This is a genomic window from Ideonella sp. FW305-24 (assembly GCF_058788035.1).
This window is the reverse complement of the sequence record NZ_JBYTAI010000001.1, coordinates 1-18581: the sequence shown is the minus strand read 5'-3', so window position 1 is coordinate 18581 and position 18581 is coordinate 1. Positions and strand designations below refer to the sequence as shown.

The following is an 18581-nucleotide window of genomic DNA, read 5'->3' as shown; positions in this document are numbered from 1 at the left end:
GCAATATGCAGTATCTCGTGAGGGCGACCGATGCCGATGGGCACATGCGTTCGCTGCGTGTAGACGCGTTTGATGCGCAAGGTGCGCTGGACGAGGTTGCACGCCTGCGCATGACGCCAGTCAGCGCGAAAGCAGCGCGTGCCACGGGTGCAGGTGGCGGGCGGTTTGCGGTGTCGCTTTTCGCTCAGGAACTGCATGCCTTGATCGTCGCTGGGCTCGGGGTATCGGAGGCGCTTGAGGTGCTGGTTGACAAGGAGCAGGCGCCGCGAGGTAAGGCGGTGCTGGCGCAATTGCACAAGGACGTTCGTGAAGGGCTTTCTTTTTCGGCGGCTGTGCTGCGCCAGGCCGAGGTTTTTCCTGCTTTGTTCGCAGGCATTCTGCAGGCGGCTGAGGGTACAAGCGACCTGGCCCGAGCGTTGGCACAGTTCATCGAGTACGAGGCCCGCGTTGCCAGCGTGCGCCACAAAGTTGTCAGCGCCAGCGTCTACCCATTGCTGCTTTCTGGAGCCGGGCTGGGTGTTGCGTCCTTTCTGCTTGGTTATGTCGTGCCGCAGTTCGCCAGTGTCTACCGTGGCAGTGGGCGTCCGTTGCCATGGGGGTCCCGGCTGCTTTTGAACTGGGGGGACTTTGCTGGCGCTCATGGTGTGGGCCTGCTTGCGACGGCGGTTTTCATCATCGGCTTGGCAGCCTGGGCGGTGCGACGCACATTTGGAGCGGGCAACGCCTGGAAGTTGGTTGGCCTGATCCCCGGCGCAGGCGCGCGACTGAGGTTGTTGGAACTGTCGAGGCTGTATCTCACGCTTGGCATGCTTGTCGAAGGTGGCATTCCGTTGATGCGCGCGCTGGAATTTGCACGCCCGGTGTTGAGTCCTCCGCGTCGCCCTGCGCTTGACGATGTGCAACGTCGTCTCGCGCAAGGGGACTCGTTCAGCGAAGCGCTCTCGGCTGTTGGTCTGAACACTGTGGTCGCTGCTCGGCTGCTGGGGGTGGGCGAGCGATCAGGCCAGCTTGGCGTGATGCTGACGCGTGCAGCCCTGTTCTACGAAGGTGACGTCACGCGCTGGATCGAGCGCTTCACCAAGGCATTCGAGCCTGTGCTGATGGCGGTCATTGGTGTTGTGATTGGTGGCATCGTGATCCTGCTCTACATGCCTGTGTTCGATCTCGCTGGCAGCTTCGAATGACTGGTATACAAAGCGCAGTGGGGACGACCGATGACGGTTTCTCGCCGGACATGTCTGAGGCTCGCGAAACCATGCGGACCTTGGCGGTTCGATTTGACATGGCTTACTTGGACGCAGAGCAACTGCGCGCCTCCTTGCCCGACTTTGTTCGGCTGCCGCTCGTGGTCGCCCAAAGGCGGCGGTGCTTGCTGCTGCAGCCGCTGACAGCAGGCGGGCTACCCGTTGCTGTTGCTTGCGATCCGTTCGATGCGGACACGGGCTTGTTCTTGGAGCACGTCGCTGGCGGCGCTGTTGACTGGGCGCTGGCTGCGGATGCCGACTTGCTCGCCGTGTTTGGCCGGTACGAGGCCGCATCGCGCGCCATTGACAGCGCGCTTGAGCATGGTGACATCACCGACGGTGCGCGTCATGTGATCGAGGAACTGTCGCTGGCAAAGCTGGAAACCTCTGACAGCCCGATCGTCAAACTCGTCAACTCCACGTTGTATGACGCCTTGCGTTCAGGCGCAAGCGACATTCATTTTGAGAGCAGCGCGGAGGGCTTGCGCGTGCAGTATCGGCTCGACGGCGTGCTAGACGCTGTCGCCGAAGTACCAGGCTCCAAGGCTGCGGAGCGAGTGATCTCACGCCTTAAGGTGCTTGCGGACCTGGACATCGCAGAGCGTCGTGTCCCACAGGACGGTAGCTTCCGTGTATCCGCGCTGGGGCGCCAGATCGACATGCGCATCTCGGTGATGCCCAGCGTGCATGGCGAGGATGCTGTTGTGCGTGTGCTGGACAAGCAGGCGATCCTGAAGGCGCACCAGTCGCTCACGCTCGAGGCACTTGGCTTCGATGAGGCTTCGCTTCGCATGCTGCGCGATTTGACGGCGTTGCCATACGGCATGCTGCTTGTGACCGGACCGACCGGTTCAGGCAAGACGACCACGCTCTATGCTGCACTCGCGGAGAGCTTCACCGGCCGCGACAAGATCATCACGATCGAGGATCCGGTCGAGTATCAGTTGCCAGGCATTCTGCAGATCCCCGTGAACGAAAAGAAGGGCCTGACGTTCGCACGCGGCCTGCGTTCGATCCTGCGCCACGATCCCGACAGGATCATGGTCGGCGAGATCAGGGACCGCGAGACAGCGGAGATTGCGGTGCAATCAGCGTTGACAGGCCACATGGTGCTGAGCACCGTGCACGCCAACAGTGCCTTCGATGTGTTTGGTCGCTTCCTGCACATGGGCCTGGATCCGTATGCACTGGTGTCGGCTCTGAACGGCATTTGGGCGCAGCGGCTGGTACGTGTCAATTGCCCGCATTGCACCCGCCCCTCGTTGCCGTCTACGCTCGATCTGGAGCGCAGCGGCATCAGCTTCAAGGAAGCTGGCTCGTTCGCCTTTGCGCGAGGCTTCGGCTGTGGCGACTGTCGGGGGACAGGCTACAAGGGGCGCCGGGCGATTGCGGAGTTGCTGCGGCTGACAGATGAGTTGCGCGAGATGCTTGTTGACAAGCAACCCCTTAGACGCATCAAGGATGCGGCGCAACGCAGCGGCGGACGCAGTCTGCACGAGGTTGCTCTGGAGCTGGCGGGCCGCGGGGTCACCACGCTTGAGGAGGTGAGGCGTGTCACGATGGCCGTTTAAACCGCCGCTCGTGGTTGCACTGGGGCGCCGCCAAGTTGCGTTCGCGCTTCAGCGCGGACCTGCGCTGGGGCCACCCGTCGACCTGCCCGCCGAAGTCGGTGAGCTGATAATGGAGTTGGCCCCGCAGCGTGTCGCTGCCTTGCGTGAATGGCTGGCCTTGCGCATCGCGGCCTTTGGCGAAACAGCGTCCCCATGGCAGGTCATGTGCACCGGCGAGCTGAGCCGCGTGTGGACCCTGGCATTGCCGTCTGGTCTGAAGTCGCTACGCGAGTTGCAAGAATTCGCGCGTGTTCGCTGCATGCAGATGTTTGGGCCATCAGCGCGCGCCTGGCAGCTCGGTGCAGACTGGCGGGTGACAGACAGCCTGCCGTGCTGGGCTTTGCCCGCGTGGATCGAGTCGCTGTCTGGCAAGGCAGGCACAGGCGCGCCTCGAGTTTTGCTTGCCGAGGTTCTGGGCGCAGTGCAGCGCGAGTTGCCGCGCAATGGCTGGGCGGTGGTTGTGCTTCCCGAGTCTGCAGTAATCCTGCGCCTTGAGCGAGGTGTTGCGCGGTTCGTGCGTGCATTGGTGCTTGGTGGCACGGAGGCAGACGCGTTGGCACGCATTGACGCCGAGTTGCGTCGCGAAGCCCTGCGGCTCGGTGAGTCCCCGTTGCTGGATGTACCGAGAGTCGATGCGCGCCGGCTTGACACTTCGGCTCGCACCGACGTTGCGCTAGCGGCTGTGCTGATGCGAAGGACACGGGACACTGCGCGATGAAACATGGTCTCCCGATTTTTAGGCGCACGCCCGCCGAGATTTTGTTCGGCGCAGCTGCTACGTCCGCGCAGCGAGTATTCGCGTTGTTGGTGGTCACCGGGGCGGCCAGCGTGCTCGCGTTTGCCAGCGTCGATGCGGCGCGCGAGACGGGAGTTGTCCGAGACATGGAGGCAAAGCTTGATGCTGCGCGCGCGGTAACCGTAGCCAGGCCTCGGCCGTTGTCTGCCCCGGCGCTTGCGATGGTTCAGCGTGCCCGATTGAACTCGGCCATTCGGCACTTGAACACGCCGTGGGGCGAGGTGCTTGACAGTCTTGAGGCGGGAACTCCCGAGTCTGTCTTGATCACGTCCATCGAATCGACTGGCGAGCGATCAACGGTTCGTTTGCAGGTGAACGGGGCCGACATCGATACGTTGCTGCACTACGCCGAATCCTTGGCAGCGATGCCGGCATTCGTCCATGTCAATCTCGTGCAACAGGAGTCCGCGAACGGTCCTGGCATGGCTCGGTTGACCTTCGAGTTGGTGCTGCGCAACTTGCAGGATCCGAGGCAATGAACCGCAAACGAATCCATCGGATGACGCTGCGCACCTCGGCCACGCGCCTGGGTTTCCAGCTGCAAATGGCAATCTATCGTCAAGGTGTGCTGTGGCCACTGGCATCGTTACTCTTGCTGTTGGCTGCGGCGGTCAGCATGGGTATCACAGAGCCGGCGCGCATGCGGGCAGCAGTGATTCGCGCAGAAATCGCTGCACCGGTGACCTCGGAGCCCGTTGTTGTGCCGAGTGTCAACTCAGTGACAGAGGAGGTGGCTCGGCTCGAGCACCTTGACGGCGTTTTACGGTCTGAAGGTGAGCTGGACCGTGAGGTCCGTGAGCTCTATGGCATTGCCCAGGGCACGCGGCTTCCGATTGGCGAAGCACAGTTCAGCGCGAGCACTGATGGGGACACTGGATTGCGGCGACTCGTCGTGACTTTGCCTGTGATAGGCCGTTACGTGGACGTGCGTGAGTTCATAGACTTGGGCTTGTACCAACTGCCCAATCTCTCCATTGACGAGATTGCCTTGTCGGGCAGCAAAGGCCCCGGGGCGATGCTCGATGTGCGATTACGGCTGTCCCTGTGGGGTCGTCCAGCAGATGGCTTGCGCCGTGGTCCCAAGCCGTTGTTTCGCAACGCGGGAGGGGCAGGAGCGTGATGCTTCGGATGCAGCGGGTTCATGTTCTGCTTGCCGTGTGCGCTGGTGCCGGCGCGCTGGTCATTTTTTCACCACCGGCCGAGGAAGTGCTGCCGATCAGTGCGGCCTCAAATCGACAGTACACGGGCGCTCCGGGCGCTGGCACAGCATCGCTGCCTGGCGACCCGACTCTGCTCGCGCTCATGCCGCGCGTTGCGATCTCGAGCATCAGCGCTTCGGCACCGAGGATCGATCTCTTTGCCGACCGTCGCTTGCCACCCGCGCCGGCGATGGCGCCGCCAATGCCAGCTTCGCAGGCACCCGTGCTAGAGCCTCCGCTGCTACCTTTCACCTTTGCGGGCAAGAAGCTTGAGGCTGGTGCTTGGGAGGTTTACGTGATGCGAGGCGACCTCGTATTGGTTGCCCGTAAGGGCGAGCGTCTCGATACCGTCTACCGCATTGATTCCATTGTTCCACCCCTGATGACGCTCACCTACCTCCCGCTGAAGACAGTTCAGACCCTGCAGATCGGTGATGTGCTGTGAACGGAATGCTGCACCATCGCATTTCGGTGCTCAGCGCTGCCTGTGCCATGCTCATGCTGGCCGGCTGCGCCGCACCTGCGGCGCACCGGGCGGGCAAGGAACTGATTGGCCAGGGCCAAATGCAGGCAGGCCTGAACAAGCTCGACGAAGCCGTGCGGCTGGATCCATCGTCGATGCGCTACAGAGTTGACTTGCTCAGGCAACGCGAGCAGATCGCGAATGAGCTAGTGGATCGCGGCGATGCGCAACGCCGCGCGGGCCAAGCCGAAGGTGCGAGAAAGCAATACGAGGCAGCCTTGGCGGTACAGCCTGCCCAGGAACGCGCGGTCGCTGGAATCGATGCGCTTGCCAGGGACGCAGCCAATGCAACCCTGATGCAACAGGCGCGCGGCCTCGTCGCGGCCGGCGACGCTGGCAGCGCACGCGCGAAGGCCGATCAGGTTCTCGCAGGGGACCCACGTCAACGCGATGCGTTGATTCTGAAAGCGTCACTTGACGCTGCGAATGCCTCCGCTGGGGGCGGATCCGCCGCGCTGGCCGCCGCCTACCGAAGCTCTATTTCGCTTGAGTTCCGAGAAACACCGCTAAGGGCGATTTTTGAGGTGTTGTCGCGTTCGGCGAAGTTGAATTTCATCTTCGACAGGGATGTGAAGCTAGATCAGCGCGCCTCTATTTTCTTGCGCGACAGCACCATCGAGTCGGCACTTGACCTTCTCATGGTCACAAATCAGCTTGCCTTACGTACGCTGGACGGCAATTCTGTGTTGATCTATCCAGCAGATCCGGCCAAGCGCAAAGATTATGAGCCGTTGGGCGTTCGCGCATTCTATTTACTACACACTGACGCCAAGTCCTTTGGCGCGACGCTCAAGACCATCCTGAAGTCCAAGGACGTTGTAGTCGTCGACAAACTTAACCTCGTGATACTGCACGACACCTGGGATTCGATTCGACTTGCGGAGAAGCTTGCTGCTTTGCAGGATGTTGCCGAACCTGAGGTCATGCTCGAGGTTGAGGTCCTTGAGGTCAAGCGCAGCCGCCTAAGTGATCTCGGTGTGCAATGGCCCGATCAGTTGTCGCTGACTGCGCTGCCGCTTTCTGGCGGCAGTTCGCTTACCTTGTCCGACCTTAAGCACTTGAATCGGTCAAACGTAGGCGTCAGTGCGCTTTCTGTGACGGCCAATCTTTCAGCTCAGGACGTCGATGCCGACATTCTCGCCAATCCACGCATTCGCACGCACAGCCGTGAAAAGGCAAAGATCCTAATTGGGGAGCGCGTGCCGAGCCCGGTTTCGACGGCGACTTCCACGGGTTTCGTCTCAGAGTCGATTTCCTACCTGGATGTTGGCCTCAAATTGGAGGTTGAACCAGTGGTTTACCCGGACGATGAGGTCAGCATTCAGATCGCACTGGAAGTGAGTAGTATCAACAGTCAGCAAACGACGGCACAAGGTTCGATCGCATACCAGATTGGTACCCGAAATGCGCAAACCGTTTTGCGGCTGAAGAACAACGAAAATACAATTCTCGCAGGGCTGATCAACGATGAGGACCGTCGTTCTGCCAATGCAATTCCATTGCTGGGCGACATTCCCATCATTGGTCACCTCTTCGGTAAACACACGGTCGACAAGGCGAAGACCGAAATTGTTCTTTCCATCACGCCTCGTATCGTGCGCAATGTTCCGGCGATGCCATTGCACGCATTGCAGTTTGACGCGGGTACGGAGTCGACGCCGCGTTCGCCGGCACTGCGAGCTACGATACCTGCGATAAATCCGTTGGTCATTGCTGTGCCGCAAGCCCCCGATGGGTCAAAACAAGCTCCAGTTGCGCCACAGTCGTCGGGCAGCCAAGCCAACGCGCGTGTCAGCTTGCTTGGACCCGCACAGGCAAAGCCAGGAGACGAAATTCGCATTGACATCGATTTGCAGAGTGATCAACCTATTGTATCGGTGCCTCTTACCATTGGTTTCGATCCGAAAGCAATAACCCCGCTTGAGGTGCAGCCCGGCAAGTTCCTTGAGCAAGGTGGCGGTACGGTGAATGCGGGAAGTTTCGTGGGGGAGGGGCAAGTCAGCATCACTGAACGGATTGTCGACGGCATTGGCGGGCTAAGTCAGGACCACGTTGCCACAATCCTGTTCAAGGTGTTGCCGGACGCGCCGTCTCCTACTAAAGTCCAAATTCTAAGCATTGCGCCGACGTCGGCTGCAGGGCAGGCGTTTACCTTGCCGCCGCAGCCGCTGGCATTGACCATCAAGCGATGAAACGCAGCCCGCCAACGAGTTCTCGGTACGCCCGCGCCGGTTTTACGCTAATGGAACTGCTGGCAACTTTGGCCATTCTTTCGGCGCTTTCGACGCTGGTAGTGCCGCTTGCAAAGGTTCATCGGCAGCGGCAAAAAGAGGAACAGTTACGGGGTAGCTTACGCGAACTGCGCGACGCGATTGATGCTTACAAACGTGCCTATGACAAGAACTGGATTGCACACCGGATTGATTCGAACGGCTATCCTCCCACATTGGAGGTGCTGTGGAAAGGTGAGCGTGACTTGCGAAAACCGAACGATGTTCGACTCTACTTTATCCGGCGCATTCCGCGCGATCCATTTGCCGAGGATGCCGAATTAGACGATTCGGCGACTTGGCGCTTGCGCGCTTACGCGAGTCCTCCGGACGAACCGAAGGAGGGGGCAGATGTGTACGATGTAAGCAGCCCTTCCAAAGGAATTGGCCTCAACGGGCGCCCCTATTCGCAGTGGTGAAAATGATTGATCGTTCTTCTCGTCGTTGGCGCGGATTCACGCTCATCGAGTTGCTGGTCGTTCTCGCGATCACCGCGGTCCTGCTGACAATTGTTGTGCCTCGCCTTTACGGCCAGGTTGATCGTGCGAAAGAAGCAGTGCTTGCTGAAAATCTGCACACCGTGAGAGTTGTGTTGGATAAATTTTATGCAGACAAGAATCGGTATCCGTCTTCGCTAGAAGAACTGATAGTCGAAAAATACATTAATGCAATGCCGATCGACCCAATTTCTCAAACCGATCGCTGGCAGGTGACGCCCCCGCCAATCGGCTATGAGGGTAGAATCTATGATATTCACAGTACGTCCGCAACTTCAGATAAGACGGGAAAGTTATATGCGGACTGGTAGGATGCCTCTCGAGGGTGGTTTCACTTATCTACTTTTGCTGGCAACCGTTGCCTCCGTTGCTGCGGTCAGCGCTGCTACGTTGTCGTTGGGCGTGCGTTTGAATCGAGCCGGCGCCGAGGCCGAACTTGCATGGTGTGAACTGCAGTATGCAAATGCGATTGCAAGCTACGCCGCGGCGAGCCCGGGCGCGGCTCATGGCCCTCGAACGATCAGCGAGTTATTAAGGGATTCGCGTCGTGTGACAGTTTTGCGCCATCTGCGACGGGCTTATGTAAATCCACTAACGATGGATGAGGACTGGCGAGTGTTCCGGGACAAAGCGGGTTGGATAGTCGCCATCTGCCGGCCACTGCTCCCTGGAAGTTCGACATTCGTTGATGTTCAGCGTGAGCCGGGAGATGCCTGTGCCCCGTTCTCAATTAGTGCAGGTCTGCACGAAATGTAATTCGTCTGTTAGATTTTCATAGATCTCGGTATTGTTTACATTCCTACCGGTGAAGGCTGATTGCTCAGCGCATATTTATTCTTTGTCGGTGTTCTACTTCTTCGTATTTTCGTCACATTTTCACATAGATTAAGGGGCGCTGAATGAAATTAGCCTGGATACCTTTGACGTCAGTCGTGCTTTTTAGCTCTTTCGCCAATGCCGCTGCAAACTGTTCGGAAACCATTACCCAGCTTTTCAATCATTCAAATGGGAATATTTATTTCGCGACAGATCAAACGTGTGCTGCAGGGTGGTGTCAGTTGCAGGGTAATGTTGACTTCATTAAGCGTGGCTATGCAATGCTTTTGGCTGCGCAGCTGTCTGGGAAGAAGGTGATTTTCACTTGGCCTGGGATATCTAGTTGCACACAGAATTCAGCATACGCCTCGCCAGAATACATGTGGACCTCTAATAACTAGAAGGTTCCGCAGTTGCATATTTTTGTGGGTAAGAGTTTTTTCTTCCAGAAGTGCCAAGCACCGAATACTAATTCACCCACGCCGCGAAACCGTGCTCTAGCTTCATCATAACGTCCAGCAGTATTACTCGCCGAAGACGCGGCGGATTTGGGTTGGCAAGTGCGACAAGTTCCGCCAGGAATCGGACTCCGTCGGGGTGGCACATATAAAAAGGGCGGCTGCAGTCTCTTGCACGCGGTGAGGCTTCGGCTCGTTACTAGGAGGTTTTGTGCCGGTGGGGCATGTGGTGGTCAGCCATCTATTAGGAACCAGAGCGGCAGTGCTGCACAGGATGGGATCGAAGTTGATATGCGAGTTCAAGCCCCTAGCAGGCTACTGATATACCGAACCCACATCCTCCCGACCTAGCACACATGCTGCTGAGTTGAACGCATCACCACCGAGCCGAACCACTTTGCACCATGCGCGGGTCCCGACACCTTCACCGAGAGCTTGTTCAGCGCTGTGCAGGAAGCGCATGGACCAAGGCTTCGGCTGGGCCAAGACCATCGGCCAGATCCGGTAGGTGATGGTGTGCGGGCTTGAGCGGGTGGACGAGATGTTTGTGCTGAACATGGCCGCCTATGACTTGGTGCGCATGCGCACGCTGGGACAAATCCGTCCGCAGGTGGCCGGATGTGTGGAAAAGGGACGCAAATGGGCGAGAAAAGGGCCCGAATCGAGCTGAAAACAGCTCATCGGACCGAGGCGGTGACCTAGGTCATCAAAATTCAGTCAGCAACAAGGTCGGGGTGAGTGCCGGTGCGCGGTATTTCAGCGGCCTGCTGGACCATGAATCAAAATTTACTGCGCATGGAAGCGCCGGGCATCGGCCGATTGGTGCGTCCCGGCCGAACGTCTGTTGAAGGGTTTGATACGCAAAATGTGCGCGGAACCCTGTATGCATCAAATGGCCGCAGGACAGGTTGTTAGGGCGATTTCTTGAATGGATTGGAGGGAGATTATGCTATCGAAATTCAAATGGGCTGTCAGCGCATTGATGGTGATTCATGTTTCGCACGATGCTGCATTCGCGCAAGATTTGACTGGCTGGCAAAACGTTGGCAAAGTGACCCGCTTGCATCCAGGGCATGGCGACGGCGTATTTCTGTTTACGACCGAAACACAAATCAAGATCACGGCATGCGCTCAAAACGATGCGGGATATGTTTTCCCTGAAACCTCCGCAGCAAACAGGAACTACGCGACTCTAATGTTGGCTTATTCTCTGGGAAGGCCAGTGGCTATTTATCTCACCGGCACTTGCAGTACGACGCCTGGGCGCCCCGCCGTCAGCGCGGTTCAGATTCATGACACTGCTGCGTTTTGATGAGTTTCGGGCCGATCCGGGGTGGAATTGAGCCAATGAGCTTATCTCGCTCTGTACTCACCTATGTCTACGTTGAGGGGCGGCCGGTGGTATACATTTGATGTCAGTTTTATATGGATTTTCGCATCGAGCCTGGAAGACCAATATTGGCGTTGTAAATCCTAAAGTCCCGCGAATGGCGAAGGACTGGAATCCGCATTGCTGGAGCTCGCCTCCCATGATACGTTCTTGCCCGTGACGCCACCGCCCCCGCCGGAACCCAAACCCATGAAGCCGCAAATTGCAACGCCGCCGCCGCCGCGCTTACCGATGATCTACGGCCTGCTAGGCCGCATGTTCGGTCCGGGTGGCGAGCCGTTTGTTTTTCTGCAAGATGGGGATAGGCACATTACGGTGAAGGTGGGAGATCGCCTTCCAAAACGGATTTGTGATCGATGGTATGAGTGACGAAGCGATTCGATTGGTATATCCGTCTGCACGGCAGTGGCGGTGATTCCTCTTCCAGAAGCGCCATCCTAAAGAAGTCTTCCCAAGTCCCTCAAGAAAATTCATTGAAATACGAAATGAAACCATTCGGGAAATCACTTCTTCGGCTACCCGGCATTGCCGCATCGGTGTTGATTGGCATTTCTTCATGTGCAAGCGCCCAAAGTCAGACATATTTCACGGAATATGTGAAAAACATCACTAGGCTTGGGGCTCAATCAACTGGCTGGTATGTGGGTTTTGCTGAATCTTTGGGGCAAAATTGTTTGTACAACAATCTATATGTTCTGCCCGAGCGCAAGGCGTTGTATGTGCAGTTGCTCTCGGCCAAATTGTCCGGGCGAGCGATATCCCGTATCGACTACAGCAGGTCTGGCGCCGCGGGAACGCAGTGCTATGTGGAATTGGTTGAGTTTGCTGAATAAGCGAACGCTAAGTTTCCTATCTGGTGTATGGACTGGATGGCCGTAAAAATGATCTACTTCAGGCACTGAAAGATAATCCATGAGAAATCTATTTGTTCTGCTAGCTTGCGCATTTGGCTGTTCCGTGTCGAGTGCGGGTGAGTATTGTTGGGGCGAAAATATGGCCTTGGTCATCAACCAAGGTGAAAACATCTATTTCACTACAGATAAGTCCTGCCCGAGCTGGTGTCAAGTCGACCCTGCGCTGAGCTCAGATGCGAAAAAGAGAATTTTTGCCACTCTGCTGACTGCAAAAGCGATGGGGCGGGGTGTCGCAATGTATTGGAACGAAGCCCCTGCCGGCTCGCAGTGTGCGGCTGTACCCGCTTACAGCAAGCCCGTTACGGTTGCATTCTGAGTACCTCAATTAAAACTCCGTGAGGGTATATATGTGCGCATTCAAGTATGTATTTTCAGTCGCATTGGGTATGCTCTCCTTGTCTGCGCTTGCAGGTGGAAGCGGCACGGGCACGACTCAGCCTGATTGGAATGTATATTCTGACGGAACGGTCTTCTTCAGACTTTCCGGTGCTCATGCTTCGTCGCCGTGTTCGATCTCGGATCGTTGGGCTATTGATACGTCAGCCGCTGCTGGCCGATCGCAATATGCAGCGTTTCTCATTGCATATTCATCTAGCAAGGCTGTAACCGCGTACGGCACCGGCACCTGCGCGCATGGCAATACGGAATATGTGCAAGATCTTCATATCACGGAATAAATGGATGTAACTGCGATGGTCTGTTAAGGCATCCGCAGTGCGGAATTCCCAAGATTTACACGGCAGCGCCAAATAGGGTTGCACGGCTTTGAGTTGCGTGTTTTCTGGGCATATCGGTGTTATATGTAACCACGGATATCGAGGATGTGAAATGAAGCTCAAATATTTAATGTGCTCTGCATTGGGCGTTTTCCCAATCTATTCTGGTGCAGTGGCTGAATGCACAGAAACCGTCACGCAGATATTCAATCATTCCAATGGGAATGTATACTTTGCGACTGATCAAACCTGCGCTGCAAGCTGGTGTCAACTTTCAGGCAATGCCGACTTCATCAAGCGAGGTTACGCCATGCTGACAACTGCACAACTTGCGGGGAAAAAGGTCACTTTTAAGTGGCCGAATATTGCAGCGTGCACACAGAATGTTGTTTACTCTTCACCTGAGTACATATGGACGGCGAACTGATTCACATGGATTTGGATAGATCGAGTCCTCGATAGGCACTTATTTGGCCTAGCACAAATGTTCGGAATGTGGAAACCTTGTCTCCGATACTCGCTTGGTTGAAATGCCCGTCCGGGTTCACTAGCACGCCGAAAAGTACTATGCGCTGGATGTCTTGCAGATTCCAGGTGTCGAGTATGGATGCTTCACTAGGAACTGGAAGCTACTGGAGCGGTACGTCCTGAGTTGGTGGCTGCATGGTGATCAATTGGCGTAACTAAAAATCTGAGGGATGATGATGTCAAAGTTGAAGATGTTCGCATGGTTCTGGATTACTGCCCTTGTCGAATGCTCGGCGCACGCGTATACAGAATGTCCTCCAGTGCGGGTAAATCGCGTATGGGTGGACGTGAACGGTAGCGCCGAAATCGGATTTGAGTCGGGGTTTGTAATCACGGCTGTGGCATCTCAGGGTGGAATCAAGAATCTGATAGCCGAATCCACTGCGGCCATGCTGGCTTCAAAGCGTGTTGTGGTCAGGCTGACTGCTGATGGCGTGGCTTGCTCGTCCGGCGGTGTTCGCGCAGACTGGTGGGGAATTCACGTGTTGAGCGAATGACTTGGGCCGCGGCGCCTCGAGAATTTTTCGAGGTGGTTCGATTTGCGGAATTCCTGGAAAACGCCGCTTTGAAATCCATAGTTTTCGCATCGCTCCCATGTGTCATGGCTATGCAGCTATGTGCTTGCGAAAATTCCATTTGATCTAAATTCTTTTTGGGGGTAAAAATGAGTTATCACTTGAAATTCATGGTGTTGATGAGAAATATTTTCGTTTCTATCTTTATGATTGGCGTCGCAATGACTAATATCGTATTCGCCCAGACGGAAACTCCCATTTTGACAATTGCCAGTCTCTATACTGGCTGGAATGATGATACTTTTGCCATAAAGACCGATAGTGCAATCCTGAATCCGGCGAACTGCTCCACGCCCGATAGTTATGCCGCCAATGTTTCATCTGCAGGTTACAAGACGCACTTGGCGGCGGCTCTTCTGGCTTACGCATCCGCAAAACAATTGGTGGTTGTTATCAGTAACTCGGATTGCACCTCCGCTCGACCTCGAATTATAGGTATTTCCCTTAAATAGTGGGCCACTTCTCAGCGGCAGATGTGCGGCGAAATTGGTTGGTCCTCTTTCGACGCAATCATCGATCGGTGATTTCGCGACGCGTTATGCCAAATCTTCTTGGTGAGATGAATTTCTTCATCTTTGGAAGTTTTCTGAGTATATTTGCAATCTCTGCGCGTCTGATGGCAGGGGCTGTAGGCGTTCATACTATCGATTGAATGGTGGTAGAACGGATTTTTGAGCTTCTTTCAGGTCTTTGGTAACGTTGGGCTGTGCTGACACGAGATAGATGTAGCCGCAGGGCGAGACGCTGGCCGCCTGCATAATCTCAACATGCCGAAAACAGAATCTCCCGCCATCCGTGCCGCCGAACTGCGCGCCCAACTCCACCACCATGCCCAGCAGTACTACGTGCTGGACGCGCCGCAGATCCCGGATGCCGAGTACGACAAGCTTTACCAGGAGCTGGAGGCCATCGAGGCGGCACATCCCGAACTGGTGACGGCGGACTCGCCGACGCAGCGGGTCATTGGCGCGGTGCTGGACGGGTTCACGCCGGTGCGGCATGTGGTGGCGATGCTGTCGATCCGCACCGAGACCGACACGACGGCGCAGGGCGCGGTGGAGTTCGATGCACGCGTGCGGCGTGAGCTGAAGTTGGCCGAGGACGCGCCGCCGGTGGATTACACGGCCGAGCTGAAGTTCGACGGGCTGGCGATCAACCTGCGTTATGAAAATGGCGAGCTGGTGCAGGCCGCCACCCGGGGCGACGGCGAGACTGGTGAGGACGTGCTGCAGAACATCCGCACCATCAAGCAGGTGCCGCGCAAGCTGCGCGGCTGCAGCGCGGCGGTGCTGGAAGTGCGCGGCGAGGTCTACATGCGGCGCGACGAGTTCGACGCGCTGAACGAGCGGCAGCGCGAGTTGATTGCCGCGGGTGCGAAGAACGAAAAGACTTTCGTGAACCCGCGCAATGCCGCCGCCGGTGCGGTTCGCCAGCTGGATCCGGCGATGGCGAAAAAGCGGCCCTTGAGCTTCTTCGCTTACGGCCTCGGCGAGGTGCAGGGCTGGGAGGTGCCGGAGACGCACAGCGGCATGCTGGACGCACTGGCGAAGATGGGCGTGCCGGTCAATGAAGACCGCGCGGTGGTGCAGGGCGCTGACGGCCTTGTGGCTTTCCACGAGCGCATCCGCGAGCTGCGCGACAGCCTGCCGTTCGACATCGACGGCGTGGTCTACAAGGTGAACTCCCGTGCGCTGCAGCAGCAGATGGGCTTTGTCTCGCGCGAGCCGCGCTGGGCGGTGGCGCACAAGTATCCGGCGCAGGAGCAGATGACGCGGCTGCTGGGCATCGACATCCAGGTTGGCCGCACCGGCAAGCTGACGCCGGTGGCCAAGCTGGAGCCGGTGTTCGTCGGCGGCACCACGGTCAGCAATGCCACGCTGCACAACGAGGACGAAACGCGGCGCAAGGACGTGCGCATTGGCGACACGGTGATCGTGCGCCGCGCCGGCGATGTCATTCCCGAAGTCGTCGGTGTGGTGAGGGACAGGCGGCCCGAGGACGCGGGCGAGCCGTTTGACCTCTACAAGCGCCTGGGCGGCAAATGCCCTGTGTGCAGCAGCCCGATCGAGCGCGAGGAAGGCGAGGCCGACTGGCGCTGCACTGGTGGCATCACCTGCCCGGCGCAGCGCAAGCAGGCGCTGCTGCACTTCGCCAGCCGCCGCATGATGGACATCGAAGGCCTGGGTGACAAGCTGGTGGACCAGCTGGTGGACGCCGGCATCGTGCGCAGCCTGCCGGACCTCTACAAGCTCGGCTTTGCCAACCTCGCGACGCTGGAGCGCATGGGCGACAAGAGCGCGCAGAACCTGCTGGACGGCATCGAGAAGAGCAAGTCCACCACGCTGGGTCGCTTCCTCTACAGCCTGGGCATTCGCCACGTGGGCGAGACAACGGCCAAGGACCTGGCCAAGCATTTCGGCAACCTGGACCGACTGATGGACGCGCGGCTGGAAGAGCTGCTGGAGGTCAACGACGTGGGTCCCATCGTCGCCGCAAGCGTGCGGCATTTCTTCGACCAGCCGCAGCACCGCGAGGTCGTGGAGCAACTGCGCGCGGCCGGTGTGCATTGGCCGGACATCGAGGGCACTGCCAGCGACGCGCCACGCCCGCTGCTGGGCAAGACGCTGGTGCTGACCGGCACGCTGCCCACGCTGAGCCGCGACGAGGCCAAGGACCTGATCGAAGCGGCCGGCGGCAAGGTCAGCGGGTCTGTCTCGAAAAAGACGACCTACGTGGTGGCCGGTGAAGAGGCCGGCAGCAAGCTGGACAAGGCGCGGGAGTTGGGCATTGCCGTGCTGGATGAAGTGGGATTGCTTGCCATGCTCAATAAAGGCGAGCCGGGAGACGACGAGCCCCAGTGAGCGGTCAATTGCAGTTGCTACTTTAATAGTTGGTTAATTTCTTCAATGGAGTGTTCATGATGTTTAAATTGCTGGCGGGTTCACTGCTTTATATCGGACTTCTCAGCTTATGTCAGGCGGCAGAGCAGAACGACTATACGCGAACGGTTTCAAGGTTTGGGTCTCAGTTGCCGGCGACCGGATATTTCTACATCGAAGGAACTTGGACATTGCCCTGTGCAAACGGTGTGATGTATATCGATCTCTCCACTGCCGCAGGCAAGGCGATGTGGGCGTCTATTCTTGTCACTAAAAAGACAGGAGGGACTATATATTGGATTAACTACTCGATCAATTCCAGCAATCTGTGCAATGCAAATCTCATAGAAGTTCAATAAGAACCAACCGGCGAAATAGCCTTCGGGAGGTTTGACAGAATATCTGTTCACCTCTTTAGGCGAGGGGCATGCAGGTCATTTTCAGTAAAATTAGATGATATTTGACTTTGTGGGCGGGTAAGACGTGTTATCAAATGGTAGGTGGCTATTTCTACTTGATGGAGCCAACGTTACGTCACCCTGGTCGCATCAGTTGGAAGATATGTTGAATCGAATTCGGCAATGTGCCCTCGCGGTAGAGGATTTTAACGATGCCCATGAAATTCTCTAAGCGTTGAAGTCGCTCGTGCAGTGTCGAAATTTGAAATTTCTAAATCGAGGTCTATCAATCCATGTGGAGAATTCTAGTTGGTTGCGCCATATATGCATTCGTTCACATTTCGCTTGCGGGTTCGGTCGAGCAAGTTCACATTGTTAAGATCGGAATTAATAAAGATTTGGGAGGCTATGTTTTCATCGCCACAGATGGAAGTAAGACTGCGGGGCCGGTTTGCCATAATAATTCTGCCTGGACATTTGTCATGCCCTTGACTGACGGTACGGATCGGGCAATGCTGGCCATGCTGCTCACAGCCCGTGCATCCCAAGCGCCGATTTCAATTCAGGGGAATGGGCAATGCAACACCTTCACTGGCATTGAAACTGCGGTTTACCCCTTGCTTTAAATGGACAGAGCTGGTTGGTCACGTCGGCGAGATGACGACCAGGATCTGGTCAAGCTCTTCGGACAATGTGGACCGGCGGATGGACTTTCGGCTGGAAGAACTGCTAGAGGTCACCGACGTAGGCCCCATCGTGACCGCCACTTTCTTCGACCAGCCGCAGTACCACGCGGTGGTGGACAACTGCGCGCAGCTGCGGTGAACCGGCCTGAGATCGCTGACTTCGCCAATGACGGATCGCATACTCGCTCGGCAAGACATTGGAGCTGACCAGCTCGCTGTCCACGCTGAGCCGCGACGAGGCCAAGGACTTGATCAAAGCGACCGGCGGCAAGGTCAGGGGTCTGTCTCCAAGAAGACGACCTGCGTGGTGGCTGGTGAAGAGGCCGGCAGCAAGCTGGACAAGGCACGGGAGCTGGGCATCCCCGTGGTGGATGAAGCAGAGCTGCTGACCATACTCAATAAATGCCCACCGAGAAATGATGGTTCCCAACTGATCAGGTGATTTCATTGCCACTCTATAAGTGACTGATTTTCTCAACGACCAATTTTGATGGAAAAGAGCATGAAACTCGCAATTTTTCGTATTTTCAAGTCCTTTGGTGCTCGTCTTCCATTGGCTGCCTTGTTGCTTTTGGCATCCCTGCATGCCCAAGCCTTTGTGGAATGCAGTGTAACTCCATACAGATACTATGTTGGCGACGATGGAGCGCTTTGGGTTTTTTGGAACCAGGGCGGAGCGGGAAGTATCGCTCAATCGGATCCGGATTTTAAAGCAACTTTCGCTACGGTGGTGGCTGGGTTGCTGGCTGGCCGTCAAATGACTGTTCGCTACAATGATGGTGCAAATTGTGCAGCAGCCCCTGTGCCAATTATAGGCATATGGCTATTTTAATACTTTTGGCTGGAGATCGTCTGTGTTATGACTTGCGGACTTGTGCAAACTATATAAATTAATAGAAGGATTACTTATGTTTTGAGATAACTCGAAGTGTCATTTGAATTTCCCAGGTAAGCATCAGTCGAATCGATTGCTGCCAGTTTCTCCCGTCGTCCCAGGTTAAATAATCGGCCCTGCAAAATCCATTTCAAGCGCAGCGACAGCAGTCATTTGATTCCTTGAGCCGCAGCGGTCACGTTGCAGA

20 protein-coding genes and 1 pseudogene are annotated in these 18581 nt (G+C 56.7%); all 21 read left to right on the top strand.

From position 1 onward, the window contains the following. Positions 1 to 5 precede the first annotated feature (5 nt). The 21 genes and pseudogenes from AC3WR5_RS00105 (at position 6) to AC3WR5_RS00005 (ending at position 18331) form a co-directional block, all read left to right on the top strand. Positions 6 to 1184 (top strand): type II secretion system F family protein, encoded by a 1179-nt coding sequence (locus tag AC3WR5_RS00105; protein ID WP_492480899.1) that lies wholly within the window; start codon positions 6 to 8, stop codon positions 1182 to 1184. 98 nt (positions 1185 to 1282) lie between these two features. Continuing rightward, entirely contained in the window at positions 1283 to 2815 is a 1533-nt protein-coding gene (locus tag AC3WR5_RS00100) for a GspE/PulE family protein (RefSeq protein ID WP_492480897.1), read from the top strand. Further along, positions 2796 to 3572: a hypothetical protein gene (locus tag AC3WR5_RS00095; RefSeq protein WP_492480895.1), complete on the top strand. Its 777-nt coding sequence runs from the start codon at positions 2796 to 2798 to the stop codon at positions 3570 to 3572. The genes AC3WR5_RS00100 and AC3WR5_RS00095 overlap by 20 nt, the downstream gene beginning before the upstream one ends. Then, on the top strand, positions 3569 to 4129 hold the full coding sequence (locus AC3WR5_RS00090; protein ID WP_492480893.1) for a PilN domain-containing protein: 561 nt from the start codon (positions 3569 to 3571) through the stop codon (positions 4127 to 4129). The genes AC3WR5_RS00095 and AC3WR5_RS00090 overlap by 4 nt, the downstream gene beginning before the upstream one ends. After that, entirely contained in the window at positions 4126 to 4770 is a 645-nt protein-coding gene (locus AC3WR5_RS00085; RefSeq protein WP_492480891.1) for a hypothetical protein, read from the top strand. The genes AC3WR5_RS00090 and AC3WR5_RS00085 overlap by 4 nt, the downstream gene beginning before the upstream one ends. After that, positions 4770 to 5294, top strand: coding sequence for a hypothetical protein (locus AC3WR5_RS00080; RefSeq protein WP_492480889.1), 525 nt, complete (start codon positions 4770 to 4772; stop codon positions 5292 to 5294). Before AC3WR5_RS00085 ends, AC3WR5_RS00080 begins: the two co-directional genes overlap by 1 nt. Before the next feature lie 5 nt (positions 5295 to 5299). Further along, positions 5300 to 7564: a secretin GspD/PilQ domain-containing protein gene (locus AC3WR5_RS00075; protein WP_492482559.1), complete on the top strand. Its 2265-nt coding sequence runs from the start codon at positions 5300 to 5302 to the stop codon at positions 7562 to 7564. After that, a complete protein-coding gene (locus AC3WR5_RS00070; protein ID WP_492480887.1) occupies positions 7561 to 8061 on the top strand; it encodes a type II secretion system protein in 501 nt (166 codons plus the stop codon). Before AC3WR5_RS00075 ends, AC3WR5_RS00070 begins: the two co-directional genes overlap by 4 nt. A 2-nt stretch (positions 8062 to 8063) precedes the next feature. Beyond that, positions 8064 to 8450: a type II secretion system protein gene (locus tag AC3WR5_RS00065; RefSeq protein ID WP_492480885.1), complete on the top strand. Its 387-nt coding sequence runs from the start codon at positions 8064 to 8066 to the stop codon at positions 8448 to 8450. A gap of 1396 nt (positions 8451 to 9846) precedes the next feature. Beyond that, positions 9847 to 10083, top strand: a pseudogene (locus AC3WR5_RS00060) (hypothetical protein); the annotation flags it as partial. A gap of 276 nt (positions 10084 to 10359) precedes the next feature. Continuing rightward, entirely contained in the window at positions 10360 to 10725 is a 366-nt protein-coding gene (locus tag AC3WR5_RS00055) for a hypothetical protein (RefSeq protein ID WP_492480883.1), read from the top strand. A gap of 267 nt (positions 10726 to 10992) precedes the next feature. Beyond that, positions 10993 to 11172: a hypothetical protein gene (locus AC3WR5_RS00050; protein WP_492480881.1), complete on the top strand. Its 180-nt coding sequence runs from the start codon at positions 10993 to 10995 to the stop codon at positions 11170 to 11172. Then, on the top strand, positions 11169 to 11636 hold the full coding sequence (locus AC3WR5_RS00045; RefSeq protein ID WP_492480879.1) for a hypothetical protein: 468 nt from the start codon (positions 11169 to 11171) through the stop codon (positions 11634 to 11636). The genes AC3WR5_RS00050 and AC3WR5_RS00045 overlap by 4 nt, the downstream gene beginning before the upstream one ends. Positions 11637 to 11715: 79 nt before the next feature. Next, entirely contained in the window at positions 11716 to 12033 is a 318-nt protein-coding gene (locus AC3WR5_RS00040; protein WP_492480877.1) for a hypothetical protein, read from the top strand. Positions 12034 to 12545: 512 nt separating this feature from the next. After that, positions 12546 to 12860: a hypothetical protein gene (locus AC3WR5_RS00035; RefSeq protein ID WP_492480876.1), complete on the top strand. Its 315-nt coding sequence runs from the start codon at positions 12546 to 12548 to the stop codon at positions 12858 to 12860. Between the two features lie 277 nt (positions 12861 to 13137). Beyond that, complete coding sequence (locus AC3WR5_RS00030) at positions 13138 to 13458, top strand: hypothetical protein (RefSeq protein ID WP_492480874.1); 321 nt, start codon at positions 13138 to 13140, stop codon at positions 13456 to 13458. 179 nt (positions 13459 to 13637) lie between these two features. Beyond that, on the top strand, positions 13638 to 13988 hold the full coding sequence (locus tag AC3WR5_RS00025) for a hypothetical protein (protein WP_492480872.1): 351 nt from the start codon (positions 13638 to 13640) through the stop codon (positions 13986 to 13988). 315 nt (positions 13989 to 14303) lie between these two features. Further along, positions 14304 to 16397 (top strand): NAD-dependent DNA ligase LigA, encoded by a 2094-nt coding sequence (ligA, locus tag AC3WR5_RS00020; RefSeq protein WP_492480870.1) that lies wholly within the window; start codon positions 14304 to 14306, stop codon positions 16395 to 16397. Between the two features lie 56 nt (positions 16398 to 16453). Further along, positions 16454 to 16774, top strand: coding sequence for a hypothetical protein (locus AC3WR5_RS00015; RefSeq protein WP_325654652.1), 321 nt, complete (start codon positions 16454 to 16456; stop codon positions 16772 to 16774). Positions 16775 to 17803: 1029 nt separating this feature from the next. Beyond that, on the top strand, positions 17804 to 17941 hold the full coding sequence (locus AC3WR5_RS00010) for a hypothetical protein (protein WP_492480867.1): 138 nt from the start codon (positions 17804 to 17806) through the stop codon (positions 17939 to 17941). A 60-nt stretch (positions 17942 to 18001) separates the two neighbouring features. Then, on the top strand, positions 18002 to 18331 hold the full coding sequence (locus AC3WR5_RS00005) for a hypothetical protein (protein ID WP_492480865.1): 330 nt from the start codon (positions 18002 to 18004) through the stop codon (positions 18329 to 18331). Positions 18332 to 18581: the final 250 nt, after the last annotated feature.